The 19,123-nt window shown below is 63.9% G+C and carries 13 protein-coding genes; 10 read left to right on the top strand and 3 right to left on the bottom strand.

Annotated features, from left to right (window positions below):
• Positions 1-862: 862 nt before the first annotated feature.
• The 7 genes from MFF58_RS05605 to MFF58_RS05570 all read left to right on the top strand — a co-directional run bounded on the left by MFF58_RS05605 (position 863) and on the right by MFF58_RS05570 (position 9,673).
• Entirely contained in the window at positions 863-2,878 is a 2,016-nt protein-coding gene (locus MFF58_RS05605; RefSeq protein WP_279602902.1) for a methyl-accepting chemotaxis protein, read from the top strand.
• A 267-nt stretch (positions 2,879-3,145) separates the two neighbouring features.
• The gene (locus tag MFF58_RS05600; RefSeq protein WP_238285902.1) at positions 3,146-3,454 is read left to right on the top strand and encodes a hypothetical protein; all 309 of its coding nucleotides are present in this window, start codon (positions 3,146-3,148) and stop codon (positions 3,452-3,454) included.
• 257 nt (positions 3,455-3,711) lie between these two features.
• Positions 3,712-5,676: a putative bifunctional diguanylate cyclase/phosphodiesterase gene (locus MFF58_RS05595; RefSeq protein ID WP_238285901.1), complete on the top strand. Its 1,965-nt coding sequence runs from the start codon at positions 3,712-3,714 to the stop codon at positions 5,674-5,676.
• 342 nt (positions 5,677-6,018) lie between these two features.
• Entirely contained in the window at positions 6,019-6,540 is a 522-nt protein-coding gene (locus MFF58_RS05590) for a DUF1993 domain-containing protein (protein WP_238285900.1), read from the top strand.
• An 895-nt stretch (positions 6,541-7,435) separates the two neighbouring features.
• On the top strand, positions 7,436-7,774 hold the full coding sequence (locus tag MFF58_RS05580; RefSeq protein WP_238285898.1) for a zinc-binding metallopeptidase family protein: 339 nt from the start codon (positions 7,436-7,438) through the stop codon (positions 7,772-7,774).
• Complete coding sequence (locus MFF58_RS05575; protein ID WP_238285896.1) at positions 7,771-8,139, top strand: zinc-binding metallopeptidase family protein; 369 nt, start codon at positions 7,771-7,773, stop codon at positions 8,137-8,139. The genes MFF58_RS05580 and MFF58_RS05575 overlap by 4 nt, the downstream gene beginning before the upstream one ends.
• Positions 8,140-8,470: 331 nt before the next feature.
• The gene (locus MFF58_RS05570) at positions 8,471-9,673 is read left to right on the top strand and encodes a tyrosine-type recombinase/integrase (RefSeq protein WP_238285894.1); all 1,203 of its coding nucleotides are present in this window, start codon (positions 8,471-8,473) and stop codon (positions 9,671-9,673) included.
• Between the two features lie 193 nt (positions 9,674-9,866).
• On the opposite strand, the gene MFF58_RS05565 is transcribed toward MFF58_RS05570, so the two are convergent.
• The gene (locus tag MFF58_RS05565) at positions 9,867-10,781 is read right to left on the bottom strand and encodes a LysR family transcriptional regulator (protein ID WP_238285892.1); all 915 of its coding nucleotides are present in this window, start codon (positions 10,779-10,781) and stop codon (positions 9,867-9,869) included.
• Positions 10,782-10,924: 143 nt separating this feature from the next.
• Here MFF58_RS05565 and dctA point away from each other — a divergent pair, with 143 nt between their 5' ends.
• Positions 10,925-12,256, top strand: coding sequence for a C4-dicarboxylate transporter DctA (gene dctA / locus MFF58_RS05560; protein WP_238285890.1), 1,332 nt, complete (start codon positions 10,925-10,927; stop codon positions 12,254-12,256).
• 77 nt (positions 12,257-12,333) lie between these two features.
• Complete coding sequence (locus tag MFF58_RS05555) at positions 12,334-13,497, top strand: mandelate racemase/muconate lactonizing enzyme family protein (RefSeq protein ID WP_238285888.1); 1,164 nt, start codon at positions 12,334-12,336, stop codon at positions 13,495-13,497.
• 594 nt (positions 13,498-14,091) lie between these two features.
• Here MFF58_RS05555 and MFF58_RS05550 read toward each other — a convergent pair.
• Entirely contained in the window at positions 14,092-15,060 is a 969-nt protein-coding gene (locus MFF58_RS05550; RefSeq protein WP_238285886.1) for an alpha/beta fold hydrolase, read from the bottom strand.
• 321 nt (positions 15,061-15,381) lie between these two features.
• Between MFF58_RS05550 and MFF58_RS05545 the strand changes: the two genes are divergently transcribed.
• The gene (locus MFF58_RS05545) at positions 15,382-16,998 is read left to right on the top strand and encodes a DUF1254 domain-containing protein (RefSeq protein WP_238285884.1); all 1,617 of its coding nucleotides are present in this window, start codon (positions 15,382-15,384) and stop codon (positions 16,996-16,998) included.
• A 303-nt stretch (positions 16,999-17,301) separates the two neighbouring features.
• Here MFF58_RS05545 and MFF58_RS05540 read toward each other — a convergent pair whose 3' ends face one another.
• Complete coding sequence (locus MFF58_RS05540) at positions 17,302-19,002, bottom strand: sensor histidine kinase (RefSeq protein WP_308445417.1); 1,701 nt, start codon at positions 19,000-19,002, stop codon at positions 17,302-17,304.
• Positions 19,003-19,123: the final 121 nt, after the last annotated feature.

Below are 19,123 nucleotides of genomic sequence, written 5' to 3'. Positions count from 1 at the left end.
ATCCCGGCGTTCCCGAGGGGCGAACCATCGCGGCCTGTGCGACGGCCCGTTGAACGCCGCCCGGGCGGACGTTCGAGGCGTGAGCCGTCCCGAGATCGTGCGCGGTCGCTCGCCGTGTACGGCCGATCCTAGGTCGCGATCACGCCTTCAGAGACAGGACGTGACAGGCACCACGTCGCGTTCGTGCACGCGCCCAGGTCAGCCCGAGAACGATCCGAACGGGATTCATCGACCTGCCCGAGAGCGCCCAGCAGGCGCGGACATGTCCCGGCCAATACCCTCTCAAGCCGTACCGATCGGGGGGCGGATCAGCCGCGCGCGGTTTCGCCCTCCCTGGCGGAGGCGCGCCAACGGCGGCAATGCGGTCCGGCCGAAGTCGCCGCGCGTTATCTTCCACCGCGAGTTGTGTCGACCCGGGCCTTCCGGTTCAGCCCTTCCACATCCGCCGAGCCGGTCTCAGGCAGCGGCCGTGAAACGGCGAGTTGCTCTCCGATGACCCGGCTCTTCTCCACGGGTCCGCCCCTGGCGCCTCTGGTCTGCCGACCCGCAAGGCTCGCCCGCGCGCCGAACCGAAGCGGGATGACGGGCGATCTCTGCCGGGGCCACGCAGCGGCCAGACAGGTGAGCAACCAGCCAAGTCCCCCAGCATGGGTGGAATGAGGAGATTTCTTTCTTTTCGGCCCTCGGAAAATCTCCGAAATACATCCTTAACTAATACTCATGTCGAAATGACAGGTTTTCCCTGTACTTTCGAACATTAAATTTGGTTCTTTTCAATCGCGATGCTCGACAATGTGCCAACTTCGGGTCCGGACGAAATGTCCTCGGGCTCCGGGCGATCATCGATACAGAGGATTCGATCATGCTTCGATTAACCCTGGGTCGCGGCGGAGCGGACCGCGCGGATGCCACGCTCGGCGCGATCGGCACACCCGTGATGAACCTCGACGATGACGGGATCATCACTGCCGTGAACCCCGCAATGACTGCTCTGCTCGGCCGCTGCGGGGACACCTCCTCGAACATCCGGCAGGAGAACCTCGTCGGGCGGCCCATCGACAGCCTCTGCCGCGACCTGGCGAGCCAGATCCGCGTTGCGGGATCGGGGCCGCGGCACGAGCTCACGACGACCCTCGGCACGCACCGCTTCGACGTCGCCGTGATCGCGGCGTCCAAGGGGCGCAGGCCGTCGGGGTACATTCTGGAATGGCGCGACGCCGCCCAGCGCCTGCGCGGCGAGGATGCGACGCGCCGCCTCGCCGCCGTGGAAGCCTCGCAAGCCGTCATCGAGTTTGCGCTGGACGGCACCGTCCTGTCGGCCAACCCCGCCTTCCTCGCGCTCATGGGCTACGAGTTCGACGAGATCCGCGGCCGCCACCACGCCATCTTCGTCGAGCCCGCCCACCGGGACAGCCGCGACTACGCCGCCTTCTGGGATGGCCTCCGCGCCGGGCGCCCCGAGAGCGCCGCCTTCAAGCGCGTCGCCAAGGGAGGGAGGACGGTCTGGATCAAGGGCTCCTACAACCCGATCCGCGACGAGACCGGACAGGTTACGAGGGTGGTCAAGTACGCCCTCGACATCACCGCGCAGACCGTGGAGGTTCTGGCGCTGCGCGGTCAGGTCGAGGCGATCCGCAAGTCGCAGGCGGTGATCAGCTTCGACCTTGACGGCCGTGTGCTCGAGGCGAACGCCAACTTCCTCGCGGCAATCGGCTATGCGGCCGCCGAGGTCGTCGGTCAGCACCACGGGATGTTCGTCGATCCGGACTACCGCGCCGGTCCCGAATATGCCCGGTTCTGGGAGGCGCTCCGGCGCGGCGAGTACCAGGCCGGCCAGTTCCGTCGCCTGGGCAAAGGCGGCCGCGAGGTCTGGATCGAGGCCAGCTACAACCCCGTTTTCGACGCAGACGGGCGTCCGGTGCAGGTGACGAAGTTCGCCATCGACGTCACCGCGCAGGTCGAGCAGCGCGAGCGGGTCAGGCTCCTGGAGGCGGCGGCGGCTCAGGAGCGGGCCGAGGCCGAGACGCGACACAAGGCAGAGTTGGCCGGGCTGGCCGACGCCTTCGAGCAGACGGTCGGCGCCGTGCTGGGATCCGTTGCGTCCGCCGCGACCGAACTGCAGGCTACCGCCGCCAGCATGTCGGGCATCGCCAGCGAGACCGCGCGGCAGTCGACCGCGGTGGCGGCGGCCTCCAACCAAGCCGCCGCCAACGTTGCCACGGTGGCGGCGGCCGCGGAGGAACTGGGCGCGTCGGTCAACGAGATCGGGCGGCAGGTGGCCGGTTCCGAGGAACTCGCGGGTCAGGCGGTGACCGAGGCCGCGCAGACGGCGGCGCTCGTGCAGGAACTCAGCGAGGCGGTGCGCAAGATCGGCGATGTCGTCGCCATGATCTCGGCTATCGCCAGCCAAACCAACCTGCTGGCACTGAACGCCACCATCGAAGCGGCGCGCGCAGGTGAGGCGGGACGGGGCTTTGCGGTTGTCGCCGCCGAGGTGAAGGAGCTGGCGAGCCAGACGGCACGGGCGACGGAGGACATCACCCGTCAGATCAGCCGGATCCAGGGGGCGACGGCGGGCGCCGTGGGCGCCATCGACAGCATCCGCCACCGCATTCAGGAGATCAATGGCGTCGCCTCGTCCATCGCCGCGGCCGTGCTGGAACAGGGCGCGGCGACGCAGGAGATCGTGCGCAACGTGACGGAGGCGGCGACCGGAACCGGTGAGGTGACGAGCAACGTCGCCGGAGTCGCCAGTGCCTCGGAGGAAACCGGGGCGGCCGCCGCCCAAGTCCTCACGGCCGCATCGGACCTGTCCCGGCAGTCTGAGCACCTGGGCGGTGAGGTCACCAAGTTCCTCTCCAGGATCCGCGCCGCGTAGGGCCCCCATGACAGACCTCCTCAGCCCAACGACCGCTCCGCGGAGACCCCCGAGGTTCGGACCGGCGGACGCCGCCCGTCACCCGGGAGACCTGCCCGTGCGAAGCCGATGATCATGGCCGGCGAAGGACCGCGCTCGATCCCTCAGGCCAACACGCTGGCCCGGCGAGAGGCCTCGAACAACACGGCGCATCGACAGTCCCGCGGCGCGCGGCCCGGTTCGGGATGTCCCGATCGGGCCGGCCGCCGCAGGCCCACAGGCCAGCCTGTGAGCGAGCTTCTGAAGAAGACGCAGGGCCAACGCCTCGGCCTGATCGCCACTCGCAATCGCGCGATGGCGGCCGACGACGCGAGGAACCTGCTTCTGGAGCGACTCGGTCTCATCGCGCGGACGGGAGATGCATGGCCGCACCATCTGCGCGGCTACCTGGTCGTGGAATGGACCATCACCGATGCAGGCCTGACTGCGCTCTCAGAGGTCGAGATCACGGGCAGCGCGATCGAGCGCGCCTTCCTTCCGGAGGCCGGTTTCGGGTCCACTCGGACTGACAGTTCCCTATCGAATTTTTCCTGCTGACGAAGCGCGATAGCGGGCGCGTTCATGATCAGCGTGGCGTCCAGTGCACGACCGAAACTGAATTCCGGCGCGCATCAGCCTTTCGCATCGCAGATGCCGGGCAGTCTTGCTGACGAGTCACGCGATCAGCAGCGGGATTCACGATGTAGGACCGAATATCGTCTCTGAAGGCGGAACTCGGACACCCCAGATCCCGAGGCAAGCCGCTCTTAATCAACTCACGTTAGGGTTGCAGCCCTGGTTCGGATGCAGCCCTGATGAAACCCTCGAACTACTTCCGCCTGACGCTGACTGGGATGCTTAGATCCGCCACCAACATGCCCCCGACCCGTCAATTGGTGGAACTCCAGAAGCAGATCCCGACGCTCTATGGGCTGCTGTCCGCAAACGCCTGCGCGCTCGCGGCAACGCATTACCCCTTCGCACCTCCGGCCCTGACGCTCGGATTACCCGGCGCTCTGATCGTAGTCTGCCTGACGCGGGGGTTACAGTGGTGGCGCCTGCGCCCTGAGACACTCAGCGCGGCGCAAGCCACCCGCCAGCTCCGACGGACCAGTGTCTTGACGGCCATCTTCTCCGTCGCCTTCGTAAGCTGGGCGATGGCCCTGAATGTCTATGGCGGCCCCTATGAACAGGGTCACGTCGCGATCTTCGTAGCCATAACGGTCATCGCTTGCATTTTCTGCCTGACGCACCTGCCGATCGCGGCCTTCCTCGTGACGGGCATCGTCATGAGCGTGTTCTTGTTCTGCTGCATCGCAAGCGGGAACCCAGTCTTCCTGGCGATCGCCGTGAACACCACCTTCGTGACAGCCGTGATGATGCGTGTTCTCAGCAACAACTACCGCGCCTTCGTCCAGCTCGTCGCCTCCCAGGCCGAGGCCAGCCGGCTCTCGGAGGAAAACGCGCGCCTTGCCCATACCGACAGCCTCACGGGACTGCCTAATCGGCGCTACTTCTTCCTGCGCCTCGACGAAGCCATCCGAGACTCGACTTCGAGCGACACGCGTTTCGCGCTGGCGATCTTCGACCTCGACCGCTTCAAGCCGATCAACGATACCTATGGCCATAACGTGGGTGATCGCGTCCTGGCGGAAACCGGCCGGCGCTTGGCCGCGTTCGCGCGCGTCGGCGTGATTGTGACCCGCCTCGGCGGCGATGAATTCGGCGTCCTCGTCCTCTCGCCCGGGTCGCCCGAAGAGATCATCGCCTTCTGTGACGGCATATGCGCGGCGCTGCAGAAGCCGATCCTCCTCGGGGACATTCGCGTCATCACGGGTTGCTCGGGCGGCCTGGCAAAATTCCCGAGAGCAGGACGCGAGGCGGACGAGTTGTTCGACCGCGCCGACTACGCGCTGTACCACTCGAAAGAGCATCGGCGCGGTATGACGACTTTGTTCTCCCAAGAGCATGAGGACGCGATCCGCGCCGAGCGAGCCGTCGAGGCCGCCCTGCGTACGGCCGACCTCGCCGCCGAGACGGAGATGCATTACCAGCCGATCCTCGACACGGAGACGGGCGAGATCGCCCTCGTGGAAGGTCTGGCGCGCTGGACCAGCCCGACGCTGGGCCGCATCCCGCCAGACCGGTTCATCGCCGCGGCGGAGCGCTGCGGTATGATCCATGCCATGACCCTGCTGCTTTTGCGCAAGGCGCTGGCCGATTGCGCACGACTGCCCCCCGACATCGGCCTGTCTTTCAACCTGTCCGCCCATGATCTCGCCTCGCCTGAGACCATGGTCGCGATCCTCGCCGCCGTCACCGAGAGCGGCTTGAACCCTCGTCGCCTGACCATGGAACTCACCGAGACCGCTCTGATGCGGGACTTCGATCAGGCGAAGGCGGCCATCAACGCGTTGCGGGCTCTCGGCATCAAGATTGCGCTGGACGACTTCGGGACGGGCTATTCCAGCCTCGGCTATGTGCATCGCCTGCCGCTCGACAAGATCAAGATCGACCGTAGTTTCATGGCCGACATCGACACGGACCGAGGCTGCAGTCTCGTGTCTACGATCCTGGATCTCTGTCAGAATCTCGGGCTCGACGGCATCGCTGAGGGGGTTGAGACCTTTGACCAGCTCGAGGCCGCTCACCGCCATGGCTGCCGCTACATCCAAGGCTACCTGATCGGCAAACCGATGCCGGTCGCAGACCTTCTCCGAACCCTTCATTCGCCAAGCGCGAGCACTCAGCGGCTTCCCGTACATGCCATGGCGCGGTAGAAGTCAGTCCGCTTTTTCAAGCGCGCTTTTCTGAAGCGAACGGGCCGCTCCAGGCCACCGCGAGACACGCTGCCTCGCTCTGCCGCGCATCCGGGTTGGGTGGTTTGCCGCCGGACTGCTTCGGGGAAACAAGATTGGGCAACCGGACGTCCGCTCGGATCGCGGCGCAGGATGGCTGCCCGCCCGTCTCGGCAGTTCGCGGGCCGTTCCCGACATCTTGGAAGCGGACATCGGCTCAGGCCGGATGACAGGTTCGCGAGCGGGACAGGGGGTGCCGAGGCGTTTCCGTCCCGACGTGCATCCGCATTGCCTCAAGGGGGAGAGGTGCCCTAGGCAGTGGGCATGAGCATCAGCATCCGCGACGTCAGCGTCCCCGTCTTCGTCAATGCGCTTCGTAGCATGAGCGCCTGGCTCGACAAGGCGGCGCTGGAAAAGCCCGAGGCCGAGTTGCTCCTCGGTCGTCTCGCTCCGGACATGCGCCCCCTGCCGGCTCAATATCAGATGGCATCGGACAGCGCGAAGAACGCCGTGGCGCGGCTCGCCGGGATCGCGGCGCCTGCAATGCCGGATGTCGAGGCCAGCTTCGCCGAACTCAAGGAGCGCTGCACTAAGACGATCGCCTTCGTCGAAGGCGTCGATCCCGCCGCGCTGGCCTCGGGTGCGGAGCGCGAGGTGGAGCTGAAGTTCCCGAACGGTATGGGCTATCGCTTCACGGGGCAGCGCTATCTCACCGGCTTCGCCCTGCCGAACTTCTTCTTCCACGCCACCACCGCCTACGCGATCCTGCGCAGTGCCGGCGTGAGCCTCGGCAAGCCCGACTTCCTTCAGCACCTGGGACCGCCGAACATCCAAGCCGCGCAGTAGGCCCGGCCGCCCCTCGCCCCAAGGATCCCACCCTGCCGCGGCGATGTCCGGGGCAGGCCGATGCGCGGATGGACAATCCCAGGCGCCTCACGCCGGCGAACACGCGCCCGTTCGTCGAAGCTGTGCGTTTTTGCCCCAAGTAGTCGGCAATCCGCGACGGCGCTTCAGGACCTATTTCAGTCGCACCTTCATTTGCTCGCAAGCCGGAAATCCGTGCGGGCCGAGCTGCGACCGCGGCCGCCGCCTGAACGAACCCCGAGAGCAGCTGCCGACCTTTCGCCATGCGAGGCTGTAACAATGCGCTTTCTTCCCGCCAGTGTGTTCGTCCTCGTCGTCATGGCAGCGCTCGCTTCAGCGTTGGACGGAGGCGATACGATGCAAGCTTGGGCGGGAGCATCGTCCGCGGACAAGGACAATCTTCTGCGCAAGCTGGATACGTCGAGCGGCGGAAATGCTTCGCGCGATCGTGTGCGCTCTTGCCTTGACGACACCTCGAAGACGTCCGGCCACTCGAATCTGCCGATCTCGGAGGTCGCAAAGGCTTGCTCCGAACAGGCCGCGCGAGAAAATATATAGGCCCTTCACGTCATCAGACCCGCTCAGCGCTCAGAGCCCGCAGCTGACACGAGCCGCGATGGGCGGGTCGCCGACCTGACGCGGCAGCTGACCGGACCGGTATTGTGGACCGAGCCGGACGTGAGGCTACGGCGTGGCGGCAGTCATGGGGGCCGGAAGGCTCGATCCGGGAAGGTGCCGGGCGCGGGCGGCCGATCGCCCAGGCACGAGTGCGCACGCACGCGGTCGTCGGTGTTCTGCCAGAGCCCACTCCCGTTCTGCGCCTCCTTCGATGGCCCGGGAATCGGCGACGACGCGCGGGCTGGCGGTCCTGCTCTCCGTGAGCGACGCTCTCAACCAGAACTCGCTCGCGACGGTCGACGATGTGATCTTCGTCGGCGAGGAGGAGTTCGGCAACCTGCGCGGTGCGCACGCGCTGTTTCGTGACCAGACGGACATCGATGGCTTTGTTCCGGTCGACGGGATCGACATCAGCCGCCTGCTCAACCGCGGCACCGGCAGCCACCGTTGCGAGATCACCTTGAGGGCGCCGGGCGGCCACAGCTTCACGCAATTCGGTTTGCCCAGCGCGGTCCACGCGCTGGGGTCTGCCTCGACATGCGCTCCAAGGACGAGCGCGCGCTGCTCAGGGAAGCGGAGCAGGTCCTCGGGCTCGTGAGGCAGGCGGCCGAGGAGGAGAACCGGCGCTGGAACTCGACGGCCGTCACGGTGGCGGTCAAGCTGATCGGCGACCGGCGGGCGGGCCTCACGCCCCTGGCGTCCCCGGTCGTCCGGACGGCGCGCCGGTCGATCGCCTCGGTCCTGACGGATGCCACGGTCAACGTGACCGGGGAACATACGGACTCGAACGTGGCGATGTCGCCCGGCGTCCCGGCGGTGATCCTCAGCGGCGGCGGCGAGGGCGGGAATTCGCACTCGCGTTCCGCGTGGTACAAGCCCGTCAACGCCTATGTCGGCCCGCAGAACGCGCTGCCGACGCTCCTCACGCAGGTCGGCATCAAGGACGTGACCGAGCCGTCCTGACCACGCCCCGCACGGGCGTCGCCGTCTAAACCGCTATGGGTGAGTGCGTTTCCCAGCCGCTTCCCAATCGCGCCTTCTGAAAAGCGCGGATCAGGACAGTATCTGCTGAGTGCGTGAAGCTAATGGCGCGCCCGAAAGGATTCGAACCTCTGACCCCCAGATTCGTAGTTTGCAGGCGCGCGCCCTTTGCCGTTTTAAAAATAAGGCGCTGCAGAGCCTAACCCATTATCTCCGCTTTATTTTAAGGCGCAGACCCACTAACGTAGAGCTAATGTAAAGCTCCGTAGGGCAGCTTCTGAGCCCCCTTTTTCCTTATTTGACGGACAGCACTATGGCCCGCCTCAAGCTAACACAACGGGTGATCGAGAAATTGCCGGCACCCGACGCGTCAGGGCGACAGGTGCTCCACTGGGACACCGAGCTGCGCGGATTCGGCGTGCTGTGCTCGGGCAAGACGAATGCAAAAACCTACGTCGTTCAGCGCGACCTTCCGAACGGGCGCACGCGGCGCGTGACAGTAGCGCCCACCAACGTGGTTCCTATTGATGAGGCGCGCCGCCGCGCTGAAGCTACGCTCGCCGATCTTTACCGCGGACTCGATCCCAAAGCCCCGGCCAAGGCAATCCTTACGCTCCGCGCTGTCCTCGAGGACTACCTTGTTTCGCGGCCGCTGCGGCAGACCACCGCTGAGGAGTATCGCCGAGGCGTCGAGCGACATCTGAAGATCTGGCTAGACAGGCCGCTCAAAGACATCACACCTGAACTGGTGGAGGCACGCCATCGGGCTATTGCCTCGGAGATCCAGGCTGCGGGACCTCACAACGGTGAGTCTACGGCGAACGGTGTGATGCGATCGCTGCGCTTCCTCTGGAATTACGCTGCCGACCGAGACGCTGACCTGCCGGCCAATCCGGTCAGACGTTTAAAACGTCAGTGGTATCAAGAGCGTCGGCGAGAACGTGTAGTGCGGACCGAGGAGATGCCCCGCTTCTACCAAGGCGTTCTCAGCTTGCCGAACGCTGTAGCTCGCGCTTACCTCCTGCTGCTCTTGTTCACAGGTTTAAGGCGCCGCGAAGCTGCATCACTTCGCTGGGAGCACATTGATCTCGCGGAGCGCGTCATCCGTCTTCCTGCGGCCAACACGAAGGCCGGGAGGAAGCTAGATCTTCCGATGACGGATTTCGTTCATGAACTCCTGGCAGCGAGACGGGCAATTGGCAAAGATGGACCGTTCGTCTTCTCAGCAGACAGCGCCAGCGGGCACATCGAAGAGCCGGCCTACCCTCTAGAACAAGTTGCGGTTTCCACTGGCATTCGTGTTTCTGCTCACGATCTGAGACGAACATTTGTGACAGTAGCAGAGAGCACTGACATCTCTCCCCTCGCTTTGTCTGCTCTCGTGAACCACTCGCTGGGGCGCGATGTCACGTCTGGCTATGTTGTTATGACTGCTGAAAGGCTCCGCGAGCCCGCTCAACGCGTTGCAGACCGGCTCAAGCGGCTGTGCGGGATTTCGTCAACAATTGCATGGTAATACCGAAATCCAGGATCGACCGCCACCAAACCCCACGATGTTTTAGAAAAATAATATTTATGGCCAGGATCGGATCTTGAGTATTAGCGGAAAAGCAGACATTCGGCTTTGCGCCCAACCCGGCCATTCAGCTGGCTTTGGCGACGTCCCGTAAGCAGACAGTACTGGCGGGGGCCATTCGCATAAGGGCGGCTTACGGAGCCGCTACCCGAAAACCGCGGCTAGAGAGGTGCTCCCAGAGTTCGTCAGCTGCGTGGTTGCGGCACTCAGGGGATCGGAACAGCCTAATCTCGATGGGCACGTCGAACCGCTCTGAGCCAGCACGTACCAGCCGACCACGTGCCTGATCATCCGCTGCCACTGTCTGCGGTAGCCACGCGATGCCATGCCCCTCCCGCGCCATCGTCGTCAGCGTCGCAGCGAGATGCGAGGTGAAGCTCGTGACGGTGTGGGTCGACTCCTTGCTTTTGCAGGCGACCAAGATGCGGCCGAGGCCAGAAGCCTGACTGTAGGCGAGGTAGGGAACCGGCTCAGTCGATGAGCCCGGCAGTGACCACGTCCCGCGGCCGTCCGCGCCAGGCGCGCACAGCGGAACGAGCACATCATCACCGACCTGAACGCTCTGGAAGCGGTCGGGCTCGAACTTCGCCGGCGCGTCCGGATGAAAATGGCAGAGCAGGAAGTGCACCTCACCAGAGAGCATGATCTGCTCGCAGGCTTCCATGCTGTCCGAGATGAGGTTGAGCGTCCCTAGAACTGTGGACCCCATCAGCGGGCGTATCCAGCTCGGAAAGAACGTGAACGACAGGGCATGGGTCGCCGCGATTGAAAGCGTCGCCGTATCCCGATCACCAACTGCCTGCGTGCCACGCCGGGCGCGCTCCAAGCTACGCACCAGCTCCTGCGCCGCCGGCTCGAAATGAGCGCCGGCCGGCGTCAGCGCGGCGCCGTACGCCCCACGCACGAACAGTGCCGTGCCGATCCAATCCTCAAGCGCCCGGATGCGGCGGCCGAAGGCTGGCTGCGTCACATTCCGAGCGTCGGCGGCCCGCGAGAAGGTCTTCTGTTCCGCGAGGGCTAGGAAGTCCTTGAGCCAGTCCAGATCCATGTCGGTGCCGTTTGCGCATAGGGCGTATCGAACATGGCATTGGCCACGCGACGGTGTCCAGGCGTATAGCCGCCCTGCAAACTCCCGCAAGAGGAGAAACTGGTCTCGCTGTTCAAGCAGCGGCCAATGGGAGGGATTAAGCCGTGAAAACATGGCTCAGCAGGCTATACATTCAGGTCTTCATCGCCATCATCCTGGGCGCTCTCGTCGGGTACTTCCTGCCAGGTGTCGGCATTACACTGCAGCCACTCGCCGATGGCTTCATCAAGCTGATCAAGATGCTGCTCGCGCCGGTGATCTTCGGCACCATCGTGGTTGGCGTGGCCAAGATGGGCAATCTGAAGGAGGTCGGCCGCATCGGTGTTCGGGCACTCCTCTACTTCGAGGTCGTCTCGACCCTCGCGCTCGTCATCGGCCTCGTGGTCGTCAACGTCATGCAGCCCGGCGCCGGCATGAACATCGACGCCACGCACATCAACGGCAGCGCCATCGCTGGCTATGCCAAGGCGGCCGAGGCGCAACCCGGCTTCGTCGGCTTCCTGATGGACATCATCCCCACGACGATGGTGGATGCGTTCGCTAAGGGCGCCATGCTGCAGATCATCCTGATCTCGGTGCTGCTGGGCGTCGCTCTCGTGCAGGCCGGTGAGCACGGCAAGCCGGTGGTGGTCGTCATCGATAGCCTGCTCGACGCACTGTTTCGCATCGTCGCGATGGTCATGCGCCTCGCCCCGATCGGTGCCGGTGCAGGTGTCGCTTTCACCATCAGCAAGTACGGATTTGGCACGGTCTGGTCGCTCGCCTACCTCATGCTCGGGGTCTACATCACCTCGATCGTGTTCGTAGTGGTGGTACTCGGCACCGTCTGCATTTGGACCGGCTTCTCGCTGACCAAGGTCCTCGGCTACTTCAAGGACGAGATCCTCATCACTTTTGGGACCTGCTCCACCGAAGCCGTCATGCCGCGCATGATGGTCAAGCTGGAGCGGCTCGGCTGTGAGAAGTCCGTGGTCGGGCTGGTCCTGCCGACCGGCTACACCTTCAATGCGGACGGCACCTGCATCTATCTGACGATGGCGGCCATCTTCGTCGCCCAGGCCACCAACACGCCGCTCGGGATCGGCGATCAGCTGGTGGTCCTCGGCGTGCTGCTCCTGACCTCAAAGGGCTCGGCCGGGGTTGCCGGTGCCGGGTTCGTCACGCTCGCCGCGACACTGTCCAGCATCCACACCGTCCCTGTCGCCGGTCTCGTGCTGCTGCTCGGCGTCGATCGCTTCATGAACGAGGCTCGCGCGGTGACGAACCTGATCGGCAACGCGGTCGCCACCATCGCCATCGCGAAGTGGGAAGGCGCCTTCGACGCCACGAAGGCACAGGACGCCTACCGCAAACGAGCAGCCGTCGCGGCGGAAGAGATCATTCCCGAACCTGAGAGCAGTCACGCTCTGCCTCGTCCCACGGTGGTCACACCGTAGGCCACGGCTCCCCGGCGGACACCTGAGAGCCAATCCCTTCAAACCTTCTCACCCCGCTCAACACCAGGAGTGCACCCATGCGCATCGTCGACGTTTGCGAGATCACCAAGCCGATCTCATCGCCCATCCGCAACGCCTACATCGACTTCACCAAGATGACCACGAGCCTCGTGGCGGTGGTCACCGACGTAGAGCGGGACGGCCGCCGCGTCGTCGGCTACGGCTTCAACTCGAACGGCCGTTACGGCCAGGGCGGTCTGATCCGCGAGCGGTTCCGCAACCGCATCCTGGAGGCCGATCCGAAGAGCGTCCTCAACGAGGCCGGCGACAACCTCGACCCGCACAAGCTGTGGGCCGCGATGATGAACAACGAGAAGCCTGGCGGCCACGGCGAGCGCTCGGTGGCAGTGGGCACCCTCGACATGGCGATCTGGGACGCCACCGCGAAGATCGCCGGTAAGCCGCTGTTCCGCCTGCTCGCCGAGCAGAAGGGTGTCGAGGCGAACCCGAGGGTCTTCGTCTACGCGGCCGGCGGCTACTACTATCCGGGCAAGGACTACAGCGCCCTGCGTGCCGAGATGCGCGGCTACCTCGACCGCGGCTACAACGTCGTGAAGATGAAGATTGGTGGCGCGTCGATCGACGAGGATCAGCGCCGCATCGAGGAGGTGCTGAAGGAGATCGGCTCCCAGGCGCAGCTCGCGGTGGACGTGAACGGCCGCTTCGACTTGGAGACCGGCATTGCTTACGCCAAGATGCTGCGGGAGTACCCGTTGTTCTGGTACGAGGAGGTCGGCGATCCCCTCGACTACGCGCTCCAGGCGGCGCTGTCCGAGTTCTACCCGGGTCCAATGGCCACCGGCGAGAACCTGTTCTCGCATCAGGATGCTCGCAACCTCCTGCGCTACGGAGGCATGCGGCCGGATCGTGACTGGCTGCAATTCGACTGCGCCCTGTCGTATGGGCTGGTGGAGTACCTGCGGACACTGGACGTACTGCACCAGTTTGGCTGGTCACCGTCCCGCTGCATCCCGCATGGCGGGCACCAGATGTCGCTCAACATTGCAGCCGGCCTCGGGCTCGGTGGCAACGAGAGCTACCCAGACCTGTTCCAACCCTATGGCGGCTTCCCGGATGGGGTGAAGGTCGAGAACGGCCACATCGTCATGCCGGAGCTGCCTGGCATCGGCTTTGAGGGCAAATCCGACCTGATCAAGGTCATGCGCGAACTCGCCGGGTAAGCCTTGTACGACGGCCGTGCGGGGCCGCTCACGTCCGGCACGGCCACGTATGCGGGCACTCATCATCCGGCCTCGGGTGGCAGCTACCCCAATTAACCGGGGGAGGCCGGAAGCGAAGGTCACAGCTCCTTGTCAAGGCGTTTAGGCACTTGGGTGCGAGGAAGTTTACACGATGCATCCGCTCAGCGCTGCGGAGCGAGCAGTTCTCTCAGTTTTGACCGATGAATTCGTCCGCGCTAGCGTTATCAAGATCAGGTCTGGGCTTCCACGCGCTCAGTGCAACGCGGAAGTTCTCGATGCCTGCATGGGACTGGTGCAGCTTGGCTTGGCCGAGCGGATCGGGTCCGGATCGCGGTCTACCCTCCGCTGGCGACCAGCACACGAGGGTATCTCGCCCCCAGATCCCGAGCAGGCATGCCACGCACGCAGAATACCCGAGGCACCATGGCCGTCGAGCGCCAGCTGACGACCAATCTGCCGGTAAGCAGACCTCCAGAAGGCCGGAAAAGGGTGGTCAGCGGACCCTGGCCTATCGCCTCGAAGCGGACGTTCCGTCTCCAGCCCTTCTCCAACGCTAGGGGAGTAGCGTCCGCACTAACGAGGTACGGAAGATGGGGCTGTCGAGCTTCCAATGCTGCGGCCAAGGAAGTCACGCGTCAGCCAAGCAATCTCGTCCGTTGCCTCGTCCAGCGCGAAATGGCCAGCATCGAGGATGTGCAACTCCGCCGCCGGCATGTCGCGCAGGTACGCTCCTGCTCCTGGCACAATAAACGAGGGATCATAACGGCCCCACAGCACGAGCGTTGGCAGCGAATGGCTGCGCATCCAAGCTTGCCACGCCGGATAAGACGCGACGTTGGTGCGGTAGTCGTAAAGGAGCGCCGCTTGGATGTCCCGTTGCCCCGGACGGGCTAAGGCAGCGTACTCGTCCGTCCAAGTGTCCGGATTGTACCGCTCGTGGTTCGGGCTCGTGCCAAGGTGACGCTGCTTGGCTCCCTCCAACGAGATGAAGGCATCGACCTGCTCGGGGTGAGCCGCGGGATCGGCCCAGTACCGGGCGATGCACTGCCACTTCGCACCGAGGCCCTCTGCGTAGGCGTTGGCGTTCTGAACGATCAACGCACTCACCCGTTCGGGGTGAGCTCGCGCCATGCGGAAGCCGACCGGACCGCCGTAGTCCTGCATGAAGAGCGTGTATCGCTCAATGCCGAGGTGGGCGACCAACCCCTCCATCGTCCTGGCAAGGTTGTCGAAGGTGTAGGTGTACTGCGCTGGCGACGGCGCATCGCTCTGGCCGAAGCCGGGGTAGTCGGGCGCGATCAGGTGATAGCGGTCGGCGAGCAGCGGTAGCAGCGGGTCCCACTGCCGGGATGACGACGGATAGCCGTGGAGCAGCAGGATCGTGGGCGCATCGCGCGGCCCCGCCTCGCGGTAGAAAATGCCAACTCCATTTACCTCGACCCGATGGTAGGTCGTCGTGGCCTGGGTGGAGGGAAGCGGCTGCGGTGTTCCTTGTCCAAGTGCCAGGGCTGTTGCAGCGGCTAGGACGGTCTGTGTCGGCATAGCTCATCTCCTCAGCAGCGGAGAGATCGGGCATTCTCGTTGGACACGCCGCAACGACTACTTTCCATCCTATCCAGTCGTAGGGCATTCTTTCCTCAAATGCCTGGAAGCGGACCTTCCAACCTTCCGCAAAGGATGGACTTTGGATATTGGATTGCCGCTGGACCACTTCCGGCTGCTGCACCTCGAAATGAGTTGCTCCGGAGCGTTGGTAGTAATTCTGCCTATCGTTTTTGTATGGCCAGATTTTCTAAAATCTGCAATTGCTGGATGAGGATCACTTTCTTTTACCCTGCCGAACCGTCCCAAGGGAGGCGACCGATGAGAAAATTTGAACTCACCTCATTGCTTGTGTTCTGCGTCGCTCTGGGACTGACACGCTTGGCTACTGCCCAGACGGTACCCGCGCCCCCACCGTCGATCACCACTCAGGATAAAGTCGATACGCGCTTTGGGACGTTCGAATTCAAGGATGGCGCGCCGTCAAAAAACACGTTGGACAAAGCTTACGACTACATCGACTTTACACATGCGTACAACGCGTTCGTCAATACAATGCAAGGTGTCAGCCTAGTTGCTGCGCGCAAAGGATTTATCGACGCCGGTGTCAAGGATAACGAGATTCTAATCTTTTCTGAGTTGATGGATGCAAAGTCACTGTTCCTGACTGCAAACGCAGATACTGTGTACTTCCTTGGATTTATTGACGTTTCTAATGGTCCAGTGGTGTTCGAGGCCCCGCCCAAGGCTCTGGGGGCTTTGGACGACATGTGGTTCCGTTGGGTCACTGATTTCGGCTTGCCAGGACCTGATCGCGGTCTTGGCGGCAAATATCTTATCCTGCCGCCGGGCTATGACGGCCCGGTTCCGGAGGGCGGATACTACGTTGCTCGACCCATCACGACCCGGCTGCTCATTATGGGCCGCGCATTTCTCGAAAACAAAAGCGATCCGAAACCTGCCGTCGAGTCGATCAAGAATTTCACCAAGATTTACCCTTACGAGGCTGGTGGCGTTGGCACTCCAATCGCAGCCTTTCTTTCCGGCAAGGCCAAACTTGGCGAAATCACCGAGCCACCTGCCACTGTATTCCACGAAGGCAGCGGCAAGGTGATGAATACCGTTCCGCCCAACGACTTCAGCTTCTACGAGATGCTGAATGAGATCGTGCAGCAGGAGCCAGCTACATCGCTTAATCCCGAACAGATGGGATCGGTCGCTGCCATCGGCATCATCAAGGGCAAGTCATTTTCGCCCGACGCGAGGATGAAGAAAATCCTCACGGAAGCCGCTTCGGTCGCCAACGCTACCTCGCGTAGTTTATTCCTAAATCCCCGCGACAAAAATTGGTATTATTATCCGGACTCCGCCTGGATGAATTTCCTGTTTGTTACAGGATATGAGTTCGAGACTCCAATTCCCGAAATCACTAAAGCAGGTGTCAAGCCGTTCCCAGCGACGGGGTACCGCCAGTTGGATGCGCGCACTGCGTTCTTCTATTACGTCACCGGTATTACACCAGCCATGGCTATGCGTGTGACTGGTATCGGGTCGCAATATCTGCTCAACATGCTTGATGCCGATAAAACTTACTTCGACGGCTCCAAGACATACAGGGTGATGCTGCCTAAGGGGATTCCAGAAGAGAACTTCTGGTCATTCACGCTCTACGATAATCAGACGCGCTCAATGCTCGAAACGCCGCAACGCTACCCACGAGCGGGTAGTCAAAGTTACCCATCCCCCGCCGCCGAGGCAGGCTCTGACGGCGTAACAACAATCTACTTCAGCCCAACCCAGCCCACAGGCGTCAAACGTGGCAACTGGATACAGACTGACCCCAAAAAGGGCTGGTTCACGATCCTGCGGCTTTACAGCCCGCTCGAACCGTTCTTTACGAAGACTTGGCGGCCAAGCGAGATTGAATTAGTCCCTTGATGGCGGTGCAACACGGGCGTTTCGGGCGAAAGCAAATTTGGCCGAGACGCACTCATGCCGGATATCCCCGTGTGGCATGTAGCGGACCATCGGCGGGTATCAAACGTCAGATTTCGACCACCAGATGCGATTTTTGCGGCCTCTCAGCCTACCGCCAAGCGGACCTGCTGAATGTCGGATTGCCCCTCCAGAGTCTCTAGGGTGCCTGTTTCGGCGATAACCAGGGCGTTAGAGGGGAAATTCGTCTACCCCTCCTGCGTTTCTACACACCCTCGGTCGGCAGCGGACGTTGGCAAGCTGGCCTCATGGGGACGATGGCGAGGAGGGGCTTGCGACGTCGCGGAACGAGGTGAAGCGGTCCTGTGCGTCGAGGGGAACGTCAATCGTGCAGCGCAGCCCGCCTGGCTGGAAGACCAGCCTGACCGTGCCACCGAGCTCCTGCGTGACGCCGCCGTTGATCAATCGCGTGCCGTAGCCGCGCCCGCGTGGCTCTTCGACCGAGGGGCCTCCGCTCTCGCGCCACTCCAGTGCGAGCCGGCGGGCGCCGCTCTCGCCGGTGACCACGTGCCAGGCGATGTCCACACGACCGTGCTCGACGGAGAGGGCGCCGTATTTAGCTGCGTTCGTGGTGAGCTCGTGGACCGTCATTCCGAGCGCTAGGACGTAGCGCGGAGCAAGCTCAACGTCCGGCCCGTCAAACTGGAAGCGGTCGTGCTCGTCCCGGAATGGGGACAGTTCGTTCTCCAGCACCGTCACGAGCGAGGCCCCGGACCAGTCGTCGCGCGAGAGCAGGTCGTGCGTCTTGGACAGCGCGAGGATGCGGCCCTCCAGCCGGTCGTCGGTCGCATCGCTCCGACGCGATTGCCGGGCGAGGGACTGCACCGTGGCTAGCGTGTTGCGGACGCGGTGATTGAGTTCGTGCAGCATCATCGTCTGCCGCTCTTGCAACTGGTGGCTGCGTGAGATCTCGGCCCGTAGTTCGCCCTCATGCTTCTGCAGCGAGGCCGCCATGGCGTCGAACGCCTCGCCGAGCTGGCCGAACTCCGTCGGCCCCGCGATGCCGGTCCGCGCCTCGAGGTCGCCGGCCCGCCAGGCGCTGGCGGTCCTGAGCAGACGGTGCACTGGCTCACGGATGAAGGCACGTCCGGCCAGGAGGGCCGCAGCGAGGGCCAGGGCAGCGCCCAGACCGATGAGGATCAGGCCGCGCCGTGTCGCCGCGTCGATGTCCGCGAAGGCGGTGACTGGCGACAGGCCGACGGCAACCGTGATGCCATCGAGGTCATCCGGGGTGGCGGCAGCGACCCCAGTGATGCGCATCGTGCCGCGCAGGCCCAGCATGTCGACGACATGGCCGCGGTTGGCCTGGAGCGTCGCCTGGTAGGCGGGCGGCAAGAGCTTGCCGGCCCACTGGGCATGATCGGGCAGACGGAGCAGGATCGCACCCTTCCTGTCCGTAACCGTGAGGGTGGCATCCGCCGGCAAGCCGGCCCGGGCCTGTTGGCCGGCGAGGTAATCCAGGTCGACGCTCGCTAGGACGACGCCCGCCGGGAGGCCGTCCGCTCCCGGAATCGCTTGGGCGAGCTGGATGGTAGGTCGGTCAGTGATGCGGCCACGGACATACTCGCCAACGGCGAAGCCGCCCCGCATCGCATCCTGGAAGTATTGGCGGTCCGCGAGCGAGTAGGCGCCGCGCGCCGACCCCAGGGTGTTGCACACGACGCGTCCATCCACGTCGATCACGCCGAAGAAGAAGGCGCCCGGCACCTTGTCGAGCAGCGTTCGCAGGTAGGGTGTGCAGACTGCCGGGTCCTTGCCCTGGACCTCGGGCACCTCCGCGAGGATGCGCAGGGCCTGACGGACGCCACGCCCGAACTGCCCAAGGTCGACCGCCACACCCCGTGCTGTCCGCACCGCCTCGGCGCGCACGGCCTCGGTGCGAGCCGCGCGCAGCGCGTACTCGTTGTAACCCTGGATGGCCAACGCCGGCACGAGCGCCAGGGCCACCAAGCCCACGATCCGGTTGGTCAGCGACATCGAGGGACCAGCACTACTTCTCGGTCCCCTCACCAGCGGTACGGAAGGATTCCGGCATCAACCTAAGTGAGATTGCAAACGCGGCCAGGCG

It is taken from the genome of Methylobacterium longum (genome assembly GCF_022179385.1).
Taxonomy (GTDB): Bacteria; Pseudomonadota; Alphaproteobacteria; order Rhizobiales; family Beijerinckiaceae; genus Methylobacterium; species Methylobacterium longum.
The sequence above is the reverse complement of the archived record's forward strand: the minus strand, read 5'-3'. Positions and strand labels throughout refer to the sequence as shown.

Coding starts and splice junctions, on each gene's coding strand:
- MFF58_RS05605 (WP_279602902.1), top strand. CDS start 863: ATGCTTCGATTAACCCTGGGTCGCGGCGGAGCGGACCGCGCGGATGCC.
- MFF58_RS05595 (WP_238285901.1), top strand. CDS start 3,712: ATGAAACCCTCGAACTACTTCCGCCTGACGCTGACTGGGATGCTTAGA.
- MFF58_RS05590 (WP_238285900.1), top strand. CDS start 6,019: ATGAGCATCAGCATCCGCGACGTCAGCGTCCCCGTCTTCGTCAATGCG.
- MFF58_RS05570 (WP_238285894.1), top strand. CDS start 8,471: ATGGCCCGCCTCAAGCTAACACAACGGGTGATCGAGAAATTGCCGGCA.
- MFF58_RS05565 (WP_238285892.1), bottom strand. CDS start 10,781: ATGGATCTGGACTGGCTCAAGGACTTCCTAGCCCTCGCGGAACAGAAG.
- MFF58_RS05555 (WP_238285888.1), top strand. CDS start 12,334: ATGCGCATCGTCGACGTTTGCGAGATCACCAAGCCGATCTCATCGCCC.
- MFF58_RS05550 (WP_238285886.1), bottom strand. CDS start 15,060: ATGCCGACACAGACCGTCCTAGCCGCTGCAACAGCCCTGGCACTTGGA.
- MFF58_RS05545 (WP_238285884.1), top strand. CDS start 15,382: ATGAGAAAATTTGAACTCACCTCATTGCTTGTGTTCTGCGTCGCTCTG.